This is a genomic window from Nocardia sp. NPDC051463 (assembly GCF_040681975.1).
Taxonomy (GTDB): Bacteria; Actinomycetota; Actinomycetes; order Mycobacteriales; family Mycobacteriaceae; genus Nocardia.
Window position 1 is genome coordinate 171894 of sequence record NZ_JBFBAB010000001.1, and the last position, 19178, is coordinate 191071.

The following is a 19178-nucleotide window of genomic DNA, read 5'->3' on the forward strand; positions in this document are numbered from 1 at the left end:
CAGCGTGGGAGTGTCGACTGGTCCAGCACCGGCAACGAGATTATGCTGACTTCGCCGTGGGACGTGGCGGCGTCCGCGCGGCGCACGGGGAAGCGGCCCGCCCGGCTCCGCACACGCGGCGTCGGGCGGGCCAACTCGGCCGATGTCCTCCAGCACATCGCGGTCACCGATGGGGCGCACCGCCGAGCATCTCCTTGCTGCCGGCAGGGGTTGCCACGCGCACGCGGAGCACTTACCGCGAAGCCTTACAGTCGTCGAGGATGAAATACCCGGGGGCAATCATCATCGAGCTCGTGCTGGTGGCGGTTATCGTCTTCGAACCCGTTGGTCTGGTGGCATTGGCGGTGCTGCTCGTCCGCAGCAGTCGCCGATTCGAGGCGCTGCAGCGGAGGCTCGACTCACGATCGCTCTGGATGAACGGTAGTCGCGAGGCGGTCAAGTGTGGGAGACCGCGAACCGGGTGCGCAAGAAGGGCTTCCGTGGCGCGGTTCTGAGCTCGATCGAGGAGCTGGCGGACTGGGTTCGCGACGAACGCCCCGACCTCACCAGACTTACTCCGACGGCCACGTCGTGATCGCGTTCTCCGATATCGAAGGGTCCACCGCACTCAACGAGCGGCTCGGTGATCGTGTCCGGGTCAAGCTGCTCGACCGCCGCGACAGGCTGATCCGCAACTTCGTCACCGAGCACGGTGGGCACATCGTGAAAAGTCAACGGGATGGCTTCATGATCGCCTTCGCCCACCCGGAGCGGGCGGTGCGGTGCGGATTGGATGTCCAGAATGCGCTCGGCAACGGGGTCGAACCCATCGGCATCGAGCGGATTCGCGTGCGCATCGGCATTCACATGGGCAAATCGGTCCGGCGCGGCGATGGCCTGCTCGAACGAAACGTGGCGATGGCAGCGCGGGTAGCCGGCCAAGCCGACGGCGGCGAAATCCTGATCAGCGCAGCAGTCACGGACGCTGTCGATGGCGACCCCGACATCGTTCTGGAGCAAGGACGCGAAGTAGAACCGAAGGGTTTTGCCGGCACCCACCACCTCTACCCGGTCGAACGGGCCTGACTGCGGGCTCGCCCCGCCTCCTCGGCGGAGCGACGGGAACCGGGGCAGGCCTGCCATTGGTACTGTTGCCCGGCAGGCCGGTACGCAACAACCGGCCTGCCGCGACCGATCGCGCCGAGTGGGCACCGTCAGGGCTACGGACGGCGGGACGTGGCAAGAGGTTCCACGGTCGGGTGTGCGGCCTTCGGCATGGTGGCGGCATCGGTAGGGGTGGGAGCCGGTGCGCGCCAACGGAACAGACGGGACGTGGGGGCGAGGGCCAAACCCTCCGGCACCGCGCGAGCACCGACGTCGCGCACGGCGGCGCGCCACCTGGAGTTGGGCATGTTGTTGCGGGTCGCCTGGCGCGACATCCACGACACCGCCTGCACCCGTCGTCGCCGTGCCTTCGAATACGCTCGCAGATCGGGTGCATGGGCCGCGAGTGTCACCGCGTCCTCGAGGGCCATGGCCGCACCTTGCCCGAGTTCTGGGCGCATCGCATGCGCCGAGTCGCCGACCAACGCGACTTTTCCGACGGCAAGTGTTCTCGGCACCGGCACTTCGAGGAACTCGTCCCGCAGAATCCGTTCCGGGTCAGCCGCTGCGAGGACTTCGGGCACCGGCGACGCCCACTCGGCGAAATGGTCGAAACTGTCGAAGCCGGGTTGGGCGGCCGCGAAGAAGTAGGTGCGTCCACCCGACATCGGTAAAACGCCGAATTCCGCGTGCACGCCCACGATGCCACCAGCGAACCCGGACACAGGGGTGTCGAGCACGCCCCGCCAGGTGGTGATCCCGGTGCGACGGACGGCGGTGTCGCCGGGCCAGAGACGCTGCCGGATCGCGCTGTGCACTCCGTCGGCGCCCACGATCAGATCGTGGCGTACCGTCTCGCCGCCGATGCGCAGGGTTCCGTCGAGGTCGACGTCCTCGACCGTGCTGCCCGGCCGCAGGCAGTCGCCCGGCAGCGCTTGTACGAGAAGGGAGATCAGGTCAGCGCGGTGCAGCACCGTGAAGCCGCCCGTCAGCGGTTTCGCCCAGCGCGTGAACAGGACTCGCCCGGCGGCGTTGCGGATCTCGCCGGGAGCCTCGCCGACTCCCGCAGCTCGTAGAGCGGCACCGACGCCGAGCGCGTCCAACGCGGTGATCGCGTTGGGGAACAGAGAGATTCCCGCGCCCACTTCGGTGAATTCCTGTGCCCGCTCATAGACGGTGACCTGCCATCCGTCATTACGCAGTGCGATTGCGGCAGCGAGGCCGCCGATCCCACCACCGACGATCCCGGCGCTGCGGCCTTGCGACATAGAATTCGACATGCTCTGCCCCCGTTGATATTTCAGCTCGGCGCACCCGAGGCTCATGTTACTCAACGGTAACAACACGCCGGCGCGATTGTCCAGAGCCAGGTACGCGACCGCGCTGCGGCTGGGCACCGCCGAGTCGGAGTCGATCGTGCGCCGGTCACCGCGGTGGCCCGAAACACCCCACCTACCAGGCCCTCGAAGAACGCGGCCGTGCGGTGCGCACCATCGTCGCTTGCGAATACCTCAGCTCCGAGGGGCTGCGTCACGAGATCCACAGCGGGTTGCAGGTGGTGCAGAACTGGAACTCCGCGACGGCGTCATCTACTACGGCAAGACGGCGCATTGATCGGCCCGGACCGCGAGCACACCGAGGTGTCCATGCTCGCACTGCACCTGCTGCAATGATCGCTGGTCCACATCAACACCCTGCTGCTGCAACGGATACTGCAAGACCCGGAGTTCCCGTAACCTCATGGGAGACAACGAGCGCCGCGACCTGTCGGCGCTGTTCTGGTCCAACATCAACCCCTACGGGCGGTTCCTGCTGGACATGAACCGTCGCCTCGACCTAGCCAGGCAGGCCGCATAGTAGCGGGTTCAGCGTTGCGGGTAGTCCCGGTCGCGGCCGGACCGAGTTGGCGCAGCTCGGGCCGACCGGGTACCGGCCCCTGAGAATGCGACACCCTGTTCTGACATCGCCGCAGGTCGGCCGGGGAGTGCTGTGCCCAGCCCTCGACGATTCTGGTGCCCCAGCGTATCTCGTGGTCGAAACCGTCGTTCCCGAGAATTCGACCTTTCCGCGCACATCAAGGCAACTGAAATGACTTGGACACGTTCAGCTTTGCGCGTATCGCGTGGCTGCATCAACTCGCCGCATCCTCGGCTGGGGGACTTGATTCAGCAGGTGCGTCGCCCCTATCTGGACGAGTAGATCGACGACTGGCAACGAGTACAACGACACTCACCAACCACACCATTACCCCGATTACCCCGATCACCCCGGTGAAGGTCGTTCCCCACGGCATGATGTACGGCCCGTAATGCGCCACTCGGGCCCAATATCCGCAGGGGCCCACATCTTCCGGAATGGTCGCGCATTCGGGGTGACCGATGGCCGCGAAGGCCAGGGTCGCGAGCATCGGAGTCGCAAAAGCCACACCGAGTACGACCGCCAGGTTTACGATCGCCAGGCTTACTATGCGGCGCGACAGGACTGCCATGCCGTCAAACCTAAGGCGCAGCGGGGGACGATGTCCACGCGCACCCGCGGCCATCAAAGGCCCGGCCGGTCTTCGTGCCAGCAACCCAATTCGGTCAGCCGCGCGTCCAGACCTACCGGCACATCGTGGCGCAGCTGCCCAGCCGAGTCGTCGCCGGAAACCATGCACCCAGTCCCGTCGGTGACATCCAGGAAGTCCTGAAGCGCCGGGGTTTCAAATCAGTCCACACGGACCGGTTATACCCAGCAAACCAGCGATTGTTGCCGGGGGCTTTGTAGCACGGCTGGGTGATCGAATACACCATGCCGCCGGCCTTTCACTTGGTGCGCGCTATGGCGTCATCGGCAATGTGGCGCATGGCCTGGACCACCGCTGTGGGAAAGGGGGCTTTGTCGAGCACGCGGTTGGCTTCAGCCCAGCGTGCCCGGATCATCCGGTGGACGGTTTCCTTGGCGGTGGCGGCAACGATGTCCCGGCAGACGGCCGCACCTCGGTCGTCCAGTTCGGGGTCGCCGAGCAGGGTGCGCAGGCACGCGGACTGTTCGGCGTCGGCGTGCTCGAGGGCAATCGCCACCAGGACAGTGTGTTTGCCGTCGCGCAGGTCATCGACATTGGATTTGCCGGTGCGTGCGGGATCTCCGTATACACCCAGCAGATCGTCTTGGAATTGGAAAGCCTCACCGAGCGGTCGGGCATAGCAGGTAAGGGCATCGTGAACCTGCGCGCCCGCATCGGCGATCGCGGCACCGAGCTGCAGTGGGCTGTCGAAGGTGTAGGCGACGGTCTTGTGGCGGATGATCTGCAGCGCGCGATCGATGTCGTTCGAAGGGCTGCCGGTGGCGAGCAGATCGAGATATTGGCCGTACATCACATCGCTGCGCATCGTGTCGACGACAGTGCGGGCTGCGGCGAGTTGTATGGCCGAGAGCTCAGCAGTGTTCAGTAGTTCGGCCGACCAAACCAGCGCGAGATCGCCGAGGATGATCGCCGCGTCCGCGCCGAACCTGCTCGGATCGGGTCGGTCGTTGTAGAGCTTGGCCAATGCGCGGTGGACGGTCGGTCTGTCGCGACGCGTATCACTGTTGTCGACGATGTCATCGTGGATCAGCACCGCCGCATGGAACATCTCCAGCGACGCCGCGGCCTTGATGACGAACGGGGGCAGTTCCGCGCTGCCGCCTGCGGCCAACCAGCCGAGAACGCACAGTAACGGCCGGATCCGCTTGCCTCCCGCAAAGAGAACAGCATGTAGCGCGCGGGTGACTTCCTCGGGTAGCAGAAGCGTCCCGGCGGTACGGGCCTTGTCGCGCATGAAGTCTCCCAACGCGGCATCTATCTGTCCGCGGATGGCCCGCAGATCGAGCGGTTCGGCGATGTGCACAGAGGTGGTCACGGTGTCGTCTCCGTTCCGTGGAGGTCTTCCTGTTGCGTGAGGGCGAACGCTGTTTCGAGCAGTGCGTCGACGACGAGGTGCTCAGGGACGGTGCGGATGATCCGGCCCCGGACGAGGACTGCCCCTTGCCATTGCCCGAGGAGATGCCGCCGTCGGCCACGCGAGCTTCGCCGGGACCGTTGACAGCACAACCCATTACGGCGACCCGCATAGGATGCGGAAACCCCTCGAACGCGGCTTCGACACGATTGGAGAGCCGACGGATATCGACCTGGACGCGACCACAGCCCGGGCAGGAAACTATGTCGAGTTTGCGTGGGCGAAGTCCGAGGGACTGCAGGAGGTGATTTACTGCGTTCACTTGATCGGCCGGCGGTGCGGAGATCGAGACGCGGATAGTGTCCCCGACTCCTTCCGACAGCAGGATCGTGAACGCGACAGCTGATGTGACGGTTCCCTGGAACATCGGACCGGCCTCGGTGACGCCGAAGTGAATCGGATAGTCGCAGCCCTCGGCGAGGTGCTGGTCGGCGAGTCACACGGGTCAGCGGGTCATGGTGTTTCACGGCAGTTTTCGAATCCCCGAAGTCGTGTCCCTCGAACAGCGCCGCCGTCCACAGTGCCGATTCCACCAGCGCCTCGGCGGTCACGGAGCCATGTTCGGCCAGCACCCTCGGGTCGCGGGAGCCCGCATTGACCCCGACGCGGATCGGTTTCCAGGCTGTCGCGCGCCTCCTGATTCCGATGGGCAGGCCCGTACTGCGGTCGACGGCCTCCGGCCCGAGCATCGCAGCCGACGAGGCCACGGTAATGGGCACTGGTGCGGTCATGAACGGCGCCCGACGGGCGCCGGGGCCGCGAAGGCAATGTCCTCCACAGCGGTGCGGTGCTCGCGGACCGTGACCGGGCCCATCGAGCGCAAAGCATCGATAACCCCTTCGATCAACCGCTGCGGCGCGGATGCCCCAGCGGACAGACCGATCACCCTCGCCGCCGTGAGCCAGTCCGGGTCGATCGCGGCAGCGTCTTCGATGAGATACGCCGGAATACCGTGGCGCTCGGCGACCTCGACCATCCGCTGCGAGTTGGAGGAATTGGTGGAATCGACGACCAGCACCAAGTCGCTGCGTCCGGCGATCGCTTCGACCGCATGCTGCCGGTTGGTGCTGGCGTAGCAGACATCGGCCCTGCCGGGACCACGCAGCTGCGGAAAGCGTTCGTGTAGTGCCCGAACCGTGCGTTCGGTCTCCTCCACCGACAAGGTGGTCTGGGTGAGGTAAGCGATCGGCGCGCCGTCCGGGATCTGCAGCGCGGCAACATCATCGGGACTATCGATGATCACCGTCGATTCCGGCGCCTCCCCGAAGGTCCCCTCGACCTCCTCGTGCCCGGCGTGCCCGACGAGCACGATCGTGTCTCCGCGCGCGGCGAAACGTATGGCCTCGGCATGGACCTTGGTGACCAGTGGACAGGTGGCGTCGACGACCGTCAGCCCACGCTGCGCGGCCTGTCGGCGAACCTGTGGTGAAACACCGTGTGCGGAGAACACCACTGTCGCGCCACGCGGAACCTCATCCAGCTCCTCGACGAACACCGCGCCGCGGCCGACGAGATCATCCACCACGTGTGCGTTGTGCACGATCTGTTTGCGGACATACACCGGTTCGTGCCGGTCGGGGGCGGCAAGCAGATATTCCACCGTATCGAGTGCGCGCTCGACGCCTGCGCAGAACGACCGTGGCGCGGCCAGCAGTACTGTCCAGTGCCTCGACATCGGCATCAGCCCCTTACGGCGACGGTGTCGACATGCCCCATAATGCCGATGGCGTCGGGGACCAAGATCGCCACCGCCACGATCGTGTCACCTACGTGGAAGGGCCACGGCCTCAAACGTTGTGACAGGTCCACGAGCAGTGCCGGATCATCGAAGCTGCGCAGCACGGGAATCCCCGTCACCGTCTCGGGAACGACTCGCACCTGGTCGGCCCCGGACTCGATGAACGACACCCGTCCCCGCATGGTGCACACCGTGCGGCGCTGGTTGACTCGGTACGCACCACCGCCTACCTCCACCCGAGGAACTTGCCGCAGCAGCCACCGGGAGGTGATCGTGGCCATTCGCCGCGGAGTCTCGGCGGTGGCCAGATTTCGGGCTGCAGCGGTACTCGGGGACAACTGTTCGACTCGCCCAGGGGAAGCGCCGGGCCCGTCGGTGACGGTCATTTCGGGATCGATAGACATAGCGGCACCTTCTCGCTGTGGTGGGTTGTTCGCCGGCGACCGAACGCACTCGACGGCCCGAGCACCGGGCGTGTCCTGCATGCTGTGACCGAGAGCAGCATTCGACCACATGAACATTCCAATTTTGATGACGGCTCGGAATAGTGTTGTTTGTCAACATATTTCACGAATTCGATGAAACGTCGAAAGTCTCTTCCGGGGCAATATTGATCGCCACCCCGCCGAATACAGCGGCGACGAAGAATTCATGCGCTGTCTATCGATCTCTATGTTTCACAAAGTGGGCCAAGGCCATCCGATCATCGACCGAGATCTATTCGGGCAGCGCATCGATTCGCGCTGCCCACCGCGGCTGCCGCACAGAGATGTCAGCGCCAGCCGCAACGCCTCCCCCCGCCTGGTTCGCATCGACGCCCCGACGCATCCCACCAGCCGAAGTGATAGCCGGTCATCAGACGCGACGGATCAGGCGGCACCTCTACCGAGTCCCGCAACAGCGGCTCGCACATTCGTCGGGACCACGTCAAGACTTCCCCGGCTCGGCGCTGTAAGGATGCCGAAGTTCTCGCCGTCGCCATACAGACCCCCTCCCTACTCATATGGTTTATGGCCGGCTATCGCGCCGGTCCCATAGCGGATAAAGCCGATCAATTCTTGAACGATTAGCGCTCGCTACACATGATTCGATGACAGAAGGGCCGATCGATAAATCGAATCGGCTATCCGGATTGAGGTGGCGATCTATGGGACACGACGTATCGGTAAGGCTGCGCAACCAGTTCGATGGAGCTCCTACACCGGACCGACGGCCCGGCACCTGTCACCAACTGCGTTATGTAGATCGAGCTCCAATACTAGTGTTCGAACGACCACCGGTACAGCCCTTACGGGCGAGTAAGTTTCGACCTCTCGGATCAGATGGACTCCGGATGATAGTGAGTACCAACTACTTCCGTGCACGATTTGCCGATATCGATCCGAAACCATCGAATCGTGTACGACCGAGCGAGTTTCCCGACTCGACGATCGTGATGCCCCGAGCCGGAGTACACCGGCGTCCAGTCGTAACGTATGAACGCCGTTGCGCCGGTCACCATCCGCGTCGAACGCGTCCGCGCGTTGGAAGCGGGGCCGGCGGACCCGAGTACATGTCCGATATCGCGGGCAAACACCCCATAGGCAGGCTCGGCGAACCCTACGAGGTGGCCGAAGCCATCGACGTCCCGGTCTCCGACGCCGCCTCGTTCATCACCGGCGTGATCCTCCCCGGTCGACGGCGGCTATCTCGCCCGATAACGGTTGGTGGATGTCACCGCGGAGGGCTCGATAGCGCCGAACATCGATCGGAGGGGTCTGCCATATGACCGAGCCACCCGAACGCTGCGTTTGCGTACGCTGCCGATACACGGGCATGCTCAGCGTGGCGGGTTCCACGGGATCAGGACGATCTTTCCGCGGACGCGGCCGGACTCGCTGAGTCGATGAGCTTTTGCCACCTCCGACAGGCTCAGCACCTGGTCAATCTCGACGCGGAGTTCGCCACGTTCGACCGCGGCCGTGACCTCCTCCAGACCGGTGCCCGACGGCACGACATAGTGGCGGCGATACCGAGGGTCGGCTTCGGCATCATTGCCTTGCGCATCGATGAGGCGACCGCCCGGAGCCAGCACCGGCAGCGAGCGCGAGCCGTATTCCCCACCGACGAGATCGAGCACCACGTCGATGTTCGCCACGGCGCTGGCGAAATCGGTTGTGGTGTAGTCGATCAGCTCGTCTGCGCCGATGCCACGAAGGAATTGATGGTTGACACCTCGGGCAGTGCCGACCACATGCGCGCCGCGGGCTTTGGCTATCTGAACCGCAAGATGGCCGACGCCACCCGAAGCCGCATGCACGAGCACCCGCAGACCCGGGCGGAGATCCGCGAGGGCCTGCCAGGCCGTCAGCGCGGCGGTCGGCAATGCCGCCGCGCGCACGTGATCGAGGGTCGCCGGTTTGGCGGCAAGGGCAACCTCCTGCGCGACAACATATTCGGCGTACGCGCCGAATCGGCTGAACACCATCCCGTGCACCTCGGCACCGAGCTGGAATCGCGTCGTGCCCGGACCTAGATCTTCGACGACTCCGGACACATCGAAGCCGAGAGTGAAAGGCGGATCTCCGAGTTCGCGGATCAACCCCGACCGCACCTTCCAATCCGCCGCGTTCACCGCGGTCGCAGCCACCCGGACCAGCACCTCACCTGTCCCCGGCCGAGGCCGATCGACCTCTACCGTCTCGAGAACTTCGGGACCGCCATATGTCTTCTGTGTGATTGCCAGCATGCTCATGATTCTCGGGCGGTCTAGTATCATTTGGGAAGAAGGCACCTTTTCGATACCGAGGTACCCAATGGATACTACCTGGGACCGGGAATCATCCCCGAACCTGGTCGACAGCTATCTCCAGCACTGCCCGGCGCGGGATGTGCTCAGCGTCCTTGCGGACAAATGGGTACTGCTGGTGCTCGGCGTGCTGCGCAACAGCAAGACGCCCGTCCGTTTCAACGACCTGCGTCGCCGTCTCGACGGCATTACTCAGAAGATGCTTACCAAGACCTTGCGCGGACTGGAACGCGACGGCCTCGTCCGCCGCGACGTGTATCCGACAGTCCCACCCCGAGTGGAGTATTCACTCACCGAACTCGGCGCCAGCCTCGGTGAACTCAGCCACGCTATGGGCATGTGGTCGGAGCGGCACCACATCGAAATCCGCACGGCACGTGCGGATTTCGATGCCAGGGCAGCCAGGGAACCCGAACCGCTCGGTTAGCGCAAGCGAGCAGCGAGCCGAATCGCGTTCATGTAAGCGATGGCTTCGATCGAGACCATCGGATTCACGCCGGATGCGGTGGGAAAGCAGGATCCATCCGCGACAACGAGATTCGAGTAACCCCACACCACACCGTCGGGGTCGGTGGCCGAATCCGCCGCCGATCCACCCATCCTGACCGAGCCCATGATGTGCAGCGCGCCCATCGCGCACCGACCAGGGTCGTAGCCTGCGTTGCGGCACTGGGCGACGAACTTCTCGTAGGAACCGCGCACGCCCGGCTCGTACGCCGGCCCCACCTGATGCCCCGAGGAGATTCGCCGCGCTCCAGCAGCTTCGAGAAGCCTCGCCGCGCCTTCGATTCCGGCGTGCATGTGCTTCTTGTCGTACTCCGACAACCGGTATCGGACCACCGCTTCGCCCTCGCGATCGGTCGACACCTCACCGTGGTCACGATCGCGTGTGATGACCCCCACCGCGACGGTGTGCGCGAGATCCAGCATGGCGTCGCGATGGGCGGCACCACCACGCCAGTTCATGAAGCCCACCGACATAGCCGGCGTCATAGGCCCGGTCTCGTAGATGACGCCGTAACCCGTGCCGTCCAGGTCGGCATGCTGCGTCGAGTAGCGGGTTTGCATGCCGCCTTCCCACGGCCTTATTTCTTCGTCGAACGTCCCGAACACCGCGGTGGCCGGGTGCAACCGCAGGTATCGGCCGATATTCTTGCCGGTAATACCGGATCTGCGCAGCAGCGCCGGTGTCTGAATAGCGCCCGCGGCAACGACAACCGCGCGAGATCTGATGGTGATCGACTTTCCGTCGGTGGTGACGGCTTCGACACCGGCCGCGGAACCGTTGTCCACCAATACCTTTCGCACATCGGTGTTGATCAGGATCCGCGCGCCGCGTTCGGCGGCGTCGGCCAGCCACGTCTTCGCGACAGATTGTTTGGCACCGATCCGACAACCGAATCCGCAACGACCGCACTCGACTCCAGCATCACAATCGCGGACATTGCGCGGCATCGCGTCGATATGCCACCCGAGCTCGGTCGCACCGCGCTCCAGTACGGTGTCGCGGGCGGAGATGGCGGAATGGTCGCGATTCACCGAAATCCTGCGCTCCACCGCATCCAGTGCCTCAGTGAACTCATCGGCCGCAAACTGTTCGGCGCCCAGGCTCGCCCATTCGTCGCGCACCGAGTCCGGTGTGCGGAACGAGGTGGTCCAGTTGACGACGGTGCCGCCGCCGAGGCAGGTGCCTGCCACGAGACCGAGTTGCCCCTCGGCGGTGGTGACCGGACCGGGAGCGTACAAACGCAGCAATCCCTCGAGTTCGCCGGAACCGAAGTTCGCGTCGTCGTAATAGCCGCCGCGTTCGACGACCACCACCGCCAGACCGGCCGCGGCAAGCACCCCGGCCGCGGTCCCGCCGCCTGCGCCGGACCCGATCACCACGACATCGCAATCCAGGGTGGTGCCCTCGGTCGGCTGCACCGGCCGCAATCCCGGGGCCGGCGCATCGGGTAGCGGTCCCGGCGGCGGCGCGAATCCCATTCGCTCCCAAGCGGGATGGATGCCGGTCGGCCCGGAGGCCACGTAGTAGGCGGTGACTGCCGCGGACTTCAACGCCTGGAACACCGCGCGCTTACGCGCGATACGGGAGCTGCCGAGACCGAGCAGTGCCTGCTCACGGTCGTGCGGAGTCAGCGAGGAGAATCGGCGTGCGCCGCGACCCGTGAGCAGACCGAATGTGCGGGAATCCCAGGCATTCAGCAGCAGGTCGAAGGCCTTCCCGTCGGCCGCACTCGGATTGCGTTCGAGCAACTGCTCGACAACTTCGACCGCGCCTATTTGCGTCGCGGACGGCAGCTCGGCCCCGTCTCCTGGTGTGAAGGTATCGCAGATGAGGCCGAGCGTGGCTCGCTGCTTGGCAGTCAATGGCATGACGAGAAGCATATTGCCCAACTGACTCAACGGCAGCAAAAGCGTTCCCGAAGACGGTGGCACACATGGTCAGGACAGGGACTCGGGCAACCACATCGCGGCCGCCCGTGTGACCATGGGCGCGGCGTCAGCCGAGTGGGGCCCGCTCGAACTCCCGATTGAGCACTCCCGAACGGAATGCCTCGACCTCCGCCGGACTGAAGCGCAGCTCCACACCGCCGACCGGCTGCGGTGCGGCGGCATCCGCACTGAACACGTAGACGCCGTCGTCGTGCCGCGTGCTCAAATACAAGTCGGGTCGGCCGGTACGCAGGCCCTCTTGAAAAGCGTCGAACTGCTGATCGGTGAAATACAGCAGCTGCTCGCCGGACACGGTCGTATCGAGGGCAGTGTCCTCGTCGGCCAGTTTGTCGTCCCAGACGGCGGTCCAGCCGTCTCGGCGGGCAATGCGGACACAGTTCTGGTTGGGTGAACTGGCCGCAGCCTTGATGAATTCGCCAATAGTGAAGGTCGGCTCCATTGTCGTTCCTTTCTACGGGGCAAAGCTGAGGCGGCGCAGGGACTCGGGAGCCCTTGCCCGCCCCGTGTTACGGCGTATAGCCGACGGCGGCGAAATTACACGGACGCGCCGGATGATCGATATCGACGGCTAGGTCCGGTCGCCAGTCCGGGGCATAGACGATGCCCGGGTCGACCAGTTCGAAGCCGTCGAAGAGCGCCGAGAACTGCGCGCGACTACGCAGCGTGACCGGATCCGAGGTTTCGTCGTACAACTCGGCGGCCGCGGCGATCTGCCGCTGCACCTCGGTGCCCGCGTCCTCCAGCGACACATGGGTCATGGCCGCGTAGCTGCCGGATGGTAGCCGGTCGCGCAATCGAGCCATCAGCGCCAGCGGTCGTTCGGACTCCGGCACGAAGGGCCAGACGCTCACGATCAGCAAGCCGACCGGCTGATCGAAGTCGATGAGGCGACGTGTATCGGTGTGATCGAGGATCAGATCGGGGTGGCGCAGGTCGGCTTCGACGATCGCCGTCGTCTCGAGTGCATGCTGGTGTAGCAGCAAATCATGGGCGCGGTTCACCGCTTCCAGGTCGTTGTCGACATAGACGACATGTGCGCCGGGAGCGAACTCACGGACGATGTCGTGGGTATTGCCGCCGGTCGGCAGGCCCGAGCCGATGTCGAGAAACTGCCGAATATCCTGCTCGACCATGAATCGCGCAGCGCGCCCGAGGAACTCGCGGTTGTGATGCGCCCAGGTGTCGAGGTGGGAAAAACGCGCGAAAACTCGCTCGGCGAACAGCTTGTCCGCATCGAAAACGGGTTCGCCGGTCAGGTAGTAGTGGTAGAGGCGGGCGGCCGACGGCACACGCGGATCGATCTCGCGGGACTCGAAATCGTTGGTGGCCATGAGGGCTCCTGTTCGTGCGGCTACGATCGGTTGGCTGTTTTGCGACGAAACGAGCGGGCGACGTGTTCCATGAACTGCCGTGAATCCTCGGCGCTCAGCGCGGCGGCGCTCAGCCGCGACCACACGGTCTCGCGGCGCGCGACGGCGGGTTTTTCATCGATGTAGCGGATGTCGCCTTGCAGTTCGTCGATCGCCATCTCCAGGTCTCCCGCGGCACCGGGCGAAGGCACTCGAATCAACGTGTACCGGTCCTCCATGCCCGCACCGTTGGTCGGGATCGCGAACGGCAGTACCTGGATGAGGATGTTCGGTCTTCGAGACAGCTCGTGCACGTGCTCCAGCTGATCGAGCATGACGTCGCGGTCACCGTATTCGCGACGCAGACAGGACTCGGACAGAATGGCGCGGAACTCGGGCGGATGACGCTTGACCAGGACTTCCTGCCGGGCCAGCCGCGCCTGCACCGAGTCCTCGACAGTGCTGCCGTCGGCCTCGCCCGCACCAGGGATCTCGGGCTTGTGCAGGGCACGAATGTAGGACTCGCATTGCACGAGGCCGGGCATGATCTCCGACTCGGCCGTGCGTAGCAGATCGGCGTGCGCCTCCAGATCGACAAGCAGTCGCAGCTCTTCGCTGTACGCGCGTCGATGGCTGGTACTCCAGTAGCCGCGGCGATGATTGTCACGCCTGAGCTCGAGCAGGGTGTCGACATAGCGTGCGTCACCGAAACCCAACCCACCCGCCAGCTTTTCGAGATCGCCGACCGAGATCGTGCCAATGCCATTGATCAGCCCGTTGATTCGGCTCTGACCGACCTCGATGATCTTTCCCGCGTCGGCCTGGCTGATGCCTGCGGACTTGATCATGTGCTCGATCTCGCGTCCCAGCAACAGTTTTCGTGCGGTCCGCAGTCGCGTAGCCATGGTTCCCAACGTATCCGACTGCACCGATATCGCCACTCCGCTTCCTGAAGCGTGATAATCACGGTACATTTAACACATTCACGATATCACGGAACGCCAAGGCAGCGGGCGTCATCGCTCGCAGTCCCCGCAACCCGGAGAGGGGCATCGGCTGATGACAACCAGACCGATCGCCGACGACGAGATGCGTGGGAAAACCTCAGCACCGCAATCTATTTCAGTCCGCAAGCCCGTCGCCGGAACCGTGCCGGCAGCCGGGAAGCGGATCGCCGCCCGCCATCACTGCTGCCGGCCGGACGGCACCGAACCGGACCTGAACGACCTCACCGCACGTGCGATCCTGGCCGCCGAGCACACGCTGCCGTGTGATCGCTGGCTGGCGGCCGCCGCATTCATGTCGGCCGACTTGGACGACGACTAAGGGCATGGATCGAATCCATACACGGCGACGCCGGTTGGAGCGGCGTCCGCGAGCGGAGCAGAGATGACTATCCATGACGCACAACAGTTTCGGCAGCCGCAGATAGCAATGGCGGCAGGCGAGCCTGGATTGCTACCGAGCGCCGACGAACTACTGGGCGCAATCCAGGACGACCGGTCCAGCAACCATCCACTCGCAGTGTCGGCGAGTCATGCGGGCAGCTTGCACCGCCGACGCATCGACGACCCCACGCGCACAGCCGAAATCGACACCCACCGATCCACTCTGATGCGCGCGATCGACCTGTGGGTGAGCCGAAACGTGCCGACCGCGCACACCGGCCCGACCATGCACACGGAAGGACTCGGGCCCGTCGTCGACCGACTTGCCGAACGGCTCGTACAAGCCGAACAGGCCACCCGCGCGCTGCCGGAGCACGATACGCGGGCGCGCCGAGCGCGCAATCGCCTCGATGAAATCCGCGTCGGTTATGACGTACTGATCGCCGAGGTGCTCGAGGGCAAACGTCAACTGCCCCGCACTGCCGCTCGACAATGATCAGCAGATCGCTGCGACCAGGACACCGATGGCCGCGCGAACCCGACCAACTCGGTCAGAGGTCGTGCTGGGCTCGAGGGCGCGAACCCGGTGCAGGTCGACACCTGTCGGAGGCGAACGCCTGCCGCACCGACATCTCGCGACAACGCTGTCTGCCACTCGACCGTGCGATCCGAGTCGCGCTAGCCACGACCCCTGGTGCCGCCATGGCATTTTCCTGAGTCGGTGCTGGTAGTTCGGGTAAGTTGACGCCAAGCGGAACACGTGGACGGCGACGCGCCCGACCCGGGCGATCAGGGTCGCGATCGAACTCACGGGCGAGTGGCAGCACGGCACCTTCTCCGAGGGAGCAGCGCTATGGATCTCAACACGATCACCGACATCGTTCGGCGCCCCCCGGACCGACCGGGTGCGGTCTGGCGCGATGGTGACGCATGGCTCGCAGGCGGCACGTGGTTGTTCTCCACCGAGCAGCCGGAGCTGCGGCGTCTCCTCGATCTCACCGCACTCGGTTGGGACAGCTTGGCGCCCAGCGATGCTGGGCTCGAGATCGGCGCGACGTGCACAATCGGTGAACTTGCGGCCTTCGTGCCGCGGAGCGACTGGCGCGCGGGTTCGCTGTTCGCCACCAGCTGCGAGGCGTTCCTATCCTCGTTCAAGATCTGGAATGCGGCGACTGTGGGCGGCAACATCTGTATGTCACTGCCCGCAGGACCGATGATCACCATGACAGTCGCGCTCGAAGCCACATACACACTGTGGGCCGCGGATGGGTCCGAACGCACCGTCGACGCGGCGGCCTTTGTCATGGGCAACCACCTCAACGTCCTCGCCCCCGGCGAGGTCTTGCGGCGCATCGATATCCCGGTCAGTGCGCTCCGCAAGCGGCAGGCACACCGACGCTTCACCCTCACGCACCTGGGCCGCTCGACTGTGTTCATGATCGCCACGCAGTCGCCCGGCGCCGCCGACCTGCTGCTGACCATCACGGCAGGCACCACACGTCCGGTGCGCCTGGCATTCGACACCATGCCCGATGCCGAGGAACTGCGGCAGTGCATCGATGCGATTCCCGCAGATCTGTGGTTCAGCGACCCGAACGGCACGCCCGACCACCGTCACCACCTGGCCAGGCACTTCGCTGAGGAGATCCGCATCGAGCTAGCCGAAGGATGCCCGCCATGACATACACCGTGAACGGAACGACCTTCGAAGACCGGCCGAACTCCGGTCAATGCCTGCGCACATTCGTGCGCTCGCTCGGCTACCACGGTGTCAAGAAGGGTTGCGACGCAGGCGATTGCGGTGCGTGCACGGTGTGGCTCGACAACATTCCGGTGCACAGCTGCATCACTCCCGCCTTCCGTGCGGAGGGGTGTGCGGTCACGACGATCGAAGGCCTCGGTTCGCCGGAGGACCTGCACCCGATGCAACGGCAGTTCCGCGACGCCCCAGGCTTCCAGTGCGGCTTTTGCACCGCGGGCATGATCATGACCGCGGTGGCGCTCACCGACGCCCAGAAGGCAGACCTGCCCCGCGCACTGAAAGGCAACCTCTGCCGTTGCACCGGTTATCGAGCGATCGAAGATGCGCTGAACGGCGTCGCCGGGATCGAGGTCGCCCTGCCGGGCCGGGCAGTCGGCGCGAGCGTGGGCGCGCCCGCGGCCACCGAAGTGGTGACGGGTCGCGCCGAGTTCACCATGGACACCGCCATCGACGGCATGTTGCATCTCGGGGTGTTGCGCTCACCCCACGCCCATGCCCGCATCGTGTCCATCGATAAGACCGCGGCGCTCGCGGTACCCGGTGTGCACCGGGTGTACACCTGGGCGGACGTACCGCGCAAACGGTTCACGACGGCGATACACACCGATCACCTCGTCGATCCGAGCGACACCTACATCCTCGACAACACGGTGCGCTTCGTCGGCCAACGAGTGGTCGCGGTGCTGGCCGACACCATTGCAGCCGCGGAAGCGGGCTGCCGCGCGGTGACTGTCGAGTACGAGGTGCTGCCCGCAGTCTTCGACCCGGAAGCCGCGATGGCCGACGGCGCGGCCCAGCTGCACGGCTCGGATGACCCGTTCGTGCATGATCCCGAGCACAACATCCTGCTCGAGATCCACGGGCACGTCGGGAACGTCGAGGCGGGGTTCGCCGAGGCCGATGTCATCCATGAGGGCACATACGTTTCACCACGCGTGCAGCACGCACACCTCGAGACGCACGGATCGATCGCGTGGATGGACGACGGTCGCCTGCACGTGCGCACCAGTTCGCAGTCCCCGTCGATCGCCAAAGGCAAGCTCGCCCATCTCTTCGACCTCCGGCCCGATCAGCTGCGCGTGTTCAGCAAGCGCGTCGGCGGTGGGTTCGGCGGCAAGCAGGAGGTCATATCCGAGGATCTGGTCGCCCTCGCCGCCTTGGACACCGGGCGGCCGGTCTGTCTCGAGTTCACCCGCGAGGAGGAATTCACTACTGCCTCACCGCGACACCCGATGGCGCTGACGATCAAGCTCGGCGCGCGAGCCGATGGCACGCTCACCGCGTTCCAGGTCCGCAATGTGTCGAACACGGGCGCGTATGGCAACCACGGTGGCGAGACACTGTTCGCGGGTGGGGCCGCCGTGGCGATCTACCGCTGCCCCAACAAGAAGTTCGACGCCTACGCGGTCTACACGAACACTGTGCCCAGCGGCGCACTGCGCGGCTACGGCATGACCCAGCCCGCGTTCGCGGTGGAGTCGGCAATGAACGAGTTGGCGATCGCGCTCGCCATGGACCCCTTCGAGCTACGGCGGCGCAATATCGTACGTCCCGGTGACGCCCTCATTTCGCTCGACGACAGGCCCGACGACGTCGGGTTCCGCGAGGACGGCCTCTCGCAATGCATCGATCTCGTCGACACGGCGCTGCGACGCAACGCTGACGGGCCGCCACCGGGAGACGGGTGGCTCGTCGGCACGGGCGCTGCCAGCTCGTTGCACGAGACCGCGCCCCCGACCGACCATCTCTCCGAGGCGTGGGTGACCCTCGGTGAAGACGGCGTCTACGAGCTTGCCATCGGCACCGTCGAGTTCGGTGAGGGCACCTCGACCGCCCACCTGCAAATCGCGGCCGACCAACTCGGCACCACGCCGTCGCGGATACGCCTGGTGCAGTCCGACACGGACCGAACGGGTTTCGATACGGGGGCATTCGCCAGTGCGGGCCTTTTCGTCGCAGGTAACGCTGTACTGCGGTCAGCCGAAGCCCTGCGCGATCGCATCCTGGCCTTCGCCGCGGCGCATGAGCGGGTCGATGTCGCATCGTGCTCGATGGACGACGACGGCGTCGTCTGCGGCGGCCGCCGTTTGTCCCTGTCCGAGCTGGTCGAACTGGCGCGTCGACGCGGCATCCGATTGACGGAGGCGCGCAAGGCTTTCGGGTCCCCGCGCAGCGTGGTCTTCAACAGTCACGGCTTCCGCATCGCCGTCCACCGGGTGACGGGTGAGGTCCGCATCCTCTATAGCGTGCACGCCGCCGACGCGGGAGTCGTCATCAATCCGGCGCAGGTGCGAGGCCAGATCGAGGGGGGCGTTGCCCAAGGCATCGGCTTCGCGCTGACGGAGAATTTCCACGTCGACGAGTACGGCGTCATGGTGAATCCGAACCTACGCAATTACCGCATCCCGACCTATGCCGATGTTCCCCGCACCGAGGTGCTCCTCGTCGACTCGACCGATTCTGTCGGACCGATGCATTCGAAGGGCATCGCGGAATGCTGCATCAACCCGGTGGCGCCTGCACTGGCCAACGCACTCGAGAATGCGACCGGGGTCCGATATCGAGCGCTGCCGTTCACACCGGAGCGCATCTACCGCCGGCTCGTCGAAAACACCGGTTTCAGTGCGGGCTGA

Annotated in this window: 14 protein-coding genes and 3 pseudogenes; 7 read left to right on the forward strand and 10 right to left on the reverse strand. The window is 65.1% G+C overall.

Features of this window, described 5'->3' with window-relative positions; all coding sequences use genetic code 11:
* Positions 1-260: 260 nt before the first annotated feature.
* Positions 261-1065 (forward strand): annotated as a pseudogene (locus AB0M74_RS00755) (adenylate/guanylate cyclase domain-containing protein).
* A gap of 134 nt (positions 1066-1199) precedes the next feature.
* Here AB0M74_RS00755 and AB0M74_RS00760 read toward each other — a convergent pair.
* On the reverse strand, positions 1200-2363 hold the full coding sequence (locus tag AB0M74_RS00760) for an FAD-dependent monooxygenase (RefSeq protein WP_364900122.1): 1164 nt from the start codon (positions 2361-2363) through the stop codon (positions 1200-1202).
* 17 nt (positions 2364-2380) lie between these two features.
* Between AB0M74_RS00760 and AB0M74_RS00765 the strand changes: the two are divergent.
* Positions 2381-2668: pseudogene (locus AB0M74_RS00765) on the forward strand (Tn3 family transposase); the annotation flags it as partial.
* A gap of 1219 nt (positions 2669-3887) precedes the next feature.
* Here the strand turns inward: AB0M74_RS00765 and AB0M74_RS00770 are convergent.
* The 5 genes and pseudogenes from AB0M74_RS00770 to AB0M74_RS00790 all read right to left on the reverse strand — a co-directional run bounded on the left by AB0M74_RS00770 (position 3888) and on the right by AB0M74_RS00790 (position 9529).
* Positions 3888-4964, reverse strand: coding sequence for a polyprenyl synthetase family protein (locus tag AB0M74_RS00770; protein WP_364900124.1), 1077 nt, complete (start codon positions 4962-4964; stop codon positions 3888-3890).
* Positions 4961-5677: pseudogene (locus tag AB0M74_RS00775) on the reverse strand (flavodoxin-dependent (E)-4-hydroxy-3-methylbut-2-enyl-diphosphate synthase); the annotation flags it as partial. The gene AB0M74_RS00770 and the pseudogene AB0M74_RS00775, both read right to left, overlap by 4 nt.
* Positions 5678-5790: 113 nt before the next feature.
* Positions 5791-6738, reverse strand: a complete 948-nt coding sequence (gene ispH / locus AB0M74_RS00780; RefSeq protein WP_364900126.1) for a 4-hydroxy-3-methylbut-2-enyl diphosphate reductase — start codon at positions 6736-6738, stop codon at positions 5791-5793.
* A 5-nt stretch (positions 6739-6743) separates the two neighbouring features.
* A complete protein-coding gene (locus AB0M74_RS00785) occupies positions 6744-7205 on the reverse strand; it encodes a hypothetical protein (protein WP_364900128.1) in 462 nt (153 codons plus the stop codon).
* Between the two features lie 1415 nt (positions 7206-8620).
* Positions 8621-9529, reverse strand: a complete 909-nt coding sequence (locus AB0M74_RS00790) for an NADP-dependent oxidoreductase (RefSeq protein ID WP_364900130.1) — start codon at positions 9527-9529, stop codon at positions 8621-8623.
* A gap of 67 nt (positions 9530-9596) precedes the next feature.
* On the opposite strand from AB0M74_RS00790, the gene AB0M74_RS00795 reads away from it, so the two are divergent.
* Positions 9597-10016 (forward strand): helix-turn-helix domain-containing protein, encoded by a 420-nt coding sequence (locus AB0M74_RS00795; protein WP_364900132.1) that lies wholly within the window; start codon positions 9597-9599, stop codon positions 10014-10016.
* Here AB0M74_RS00795 and AB0M74_RS00800 read toward each other — a convergent pair.
* The 4 genes from AB0M74_RS00800 to AB0M74_RS00815 all read right to left on the reverse strand — a co-directional run bounded on the left by AB0M74_RS00800 (position 10013) and on the right by AB0M74_RS00815 (position 14300).
* Positions 10013-11965: a GMC family oxidoreductase N-terminal domain-containing protein gene (locus tag AB0M74_RS00800; RefSeq protein ID WP_364900134.1), complete on the reverse strand. Its 1953-nt coding sequence runs from the start codon at positions 11963-11965 to the stop codon at positions 10013-10015. The two genes, AB0M74_RS00795 and AB0M74_RS00800, sit on opposite strands and share 4 nt — an antisense overlap.
* Before the next feature lie 127 nt (positions 11966-12092).
* Entirely contained in the window at positions 12093-12485 is a 393-nt protein-coding gene (locus AB0M74_RS00805; protein ID WP_364900136.1) for a hypothetical protein, read from the reverse strand.
* A 67-nt stretch (positions 12486-12552) separates the two neighbouring features.
* Entirely contained in the window at positions 12553-13377 is an 825-nt protein-coding gene (locus AB0M74_RS00810; protein WP_364900137.1) for an SAM-dependent methyltransferase, read from the reverse strand.
* 20 nt (positions 13378-13397) lie between these two features.
* Positions 13398-14300: a helix-turn-helix transcriptional regulator gene (locus tag AB0M74_RS00815; protein ID WP_364900139.1), complete on the reverse strand. Its 903-nt coding sequence runs from the start codon at positions 14298-14300 to the stop codon at positions 13398-13400.
* Positions 14301-14454: 154 nt separating this feature from the next.
* Here AB0M74_RS00815 and AB0M74_RS00820 point away from each other — a divergent pair, with 154 nt between their 5' ends.
* The 4 genes from AB0M74_RS00820 (at position 14455) to AB0M74_RS00835 (ending at position 19178) form a co-directional block, all read left to right on the forward strand.
* Entirely contained in the window at positions 14455-14721 is a 267-nt protein-coding gene (locus tag AB0M74_RS00820; protein WP_364900141.1) for a hypothetical protein, read from the forward strand.
* 63 nt (positions 14722-14784) lie between these two features.
* Complete coding sequence (locus tag AB0M74_RS00825; RefSeq protein WP_364900143.1) at positions 14785-15279, forward strand: DUF4254 domain-containing protein; 495 nt, start codon at positions 14785-14787, stop codon at positions 15277-15279.
* A 357-nt stretch (positions 15280-15636) separates the two neighbouring features.
* Positions 15637-16464, forward strand: coding sequence for an FAD binding domain-containing protein (locus AB0M74_RS00830; protein WP_364900145.1), 828 nt, complete (start codon positions 15637-15639; stop codon positions 16462-16464).
* A complete protein-coding gene (locus AB0M74_RS00835; RefSeq protein WP_364900147.1) occupies positions 16461-19178 on the forward strand; it encodes a molybdopterin-dependent oxidoreductase in 2718 nt (905 codons plus the stop codon). The genes AB0M74_RS00830 and AB0M74_RS00835 overlap by 4 nt, the downstream gene beginning before the upstream one ends.